This is a genomic window from Myroides albus (assembly GCF_009711045.1).
GTDB classification, from domain to species: Bacteria; Bacteroidota; Bacteroidia; order Flavobacteriales; family Flavobacteriaceae; genus Flavobacterium; species Flavobacterium album_A.
The window spans coordinates 1-1,559 of sequence record NZ_WMJX01000110.1; the positions used below are offsets into that span (position 1 = coordinate 1).

Here is a 1,559-nt window from a genome sequence, read left to right on the forward strand (position 1 = left end):
TACTTTCTTGGGAGAAACAACTCCATCAAGAAGCGCCAAGTCACCGAACAGAAGTCAATTTCCCACTTTCGGCTTGGCGTGGAAAATTGGGCGTTAACAAGGAAGTAGTTTATCGTATTTTGAATACAATGCAATAAACCTTATTATTTGTCACATTCATTTTATCATGTTACTTCTGTTCGCATTCCAGAACTTCGATTTGAGCGTTAAACTGAAGGTTTGATTATTAAATGATTACACCAAAGCCAAGGATAAAAGCATCCCTTGGCTTTGGTGTTTATCTTCATACAGTAAACACCTGACAACACCTCCCCTACTTCCATTCATTTTTAGTATATTGTTGTTTTTTTTAATCAAAATTTATCCTACTATTTGAGAGACTATAAACCTAACCAACCTAATTACTAATATCCTATGCAAATAAGATTCACTCTCATTACCCTATTTTTTGCAGCCTTTGCTAGCGCTCAAACCCCTCGAGATACATTAGTCTCTACCATTTACAATGTATACATTCAAAATGAATCCGATTATACAGCCCTTAAAAAAGACATTCTAGCGCTAAAAGATATGGATGGTAGCTACAATCCTGAAGTGCTTCATCATAACCTAGAGGCGATGTTTCAATATAAAGATCTTGATTTCTTTCAATCATCTTTGGAATTATTAGTGCTCCACAATGGCTATAATGTTTCCTATCTCTCTGGGCAGGAAAATTATTACCAGGCCATTATCTCTGGTGAATTAGCCCCTTGGTTCAAAAAGATGTATATCGAAAATCATCCGAAATGGTTAGCCCATAATCTAGATAAGTTAGTGGATATTCACACGTTAAACTCCCTACATCAAAAGGATCAAGTCATGACAAAAGCATTAATGGATGTTTACAATTCTTCAGAAATAGAGGAAAAGCAGCGTGAATTAATACGCAGGTTGTTTAGGTTTAACTATATGGAGAATGCTAAAACTTTATTCAACATTTCGGAGTCAATTGGTTCCATGCCTACTGCAAATTCCTTTGCACTAATTCAAAGACCTTATGACTTTATCGAAGTGCATAATTTTCAACAAAATTTCACCATTTTCTTTGAGATGATTTATCCTTACTATAAAGTATCTTATCTCAATAAAGACCTTCCTATTATAAAGTTTAGAAATATAGATTCAATCAAATTCCTTGCGGATAAGAATCAAGTCTTCGGACTCTTATCTGTTGAGGATATTCCCCCTTACTTAAAAGAGGAATACAACGTACAAAGTATTGAATTAGCGAATCCTACCCTCACGGAAAAATATAGAAAAGAATTAAACTGGACGGAGCTATAGATTACCATCTATACTTCGTTTAAGTGATAGTAGACCGAATACAATTAATAAAGCCAAGGCGTATTTTGTGATACTCTTGGCTTTTTTGATTTAACAATTAAGTCCTATTTAGATTCCCACCCTATCGACTGGCTATTTCAAGCGAAAAATCGTCGGTATATTTGATTTATTATCTATAAAACTTTATTCATCTTCACGATCAAAAACCCAACCTTTGAGTTTGTGTTTCTTAT

At 34.3% G+C, this 1,559-nt stretch carries 1 protein-coding gene; it reads left to right on the forward strand.

Annotated features, from left to right (window positions below):
* The first annotated feature begins 414 nt into the window (after window positions 1-414).
* Window positions 415-1,326, forward strand: a complete 912-nt coding sequence (locus GJV76_RS15510) for a hypothetical protein (RefSeq protein WP_155093484.1) — start codon at window positions 415-417, stop codon at window positions 1,324-1,326.
* Window positions 1,327-1,559: the final 233 nt, after the last annotated feature.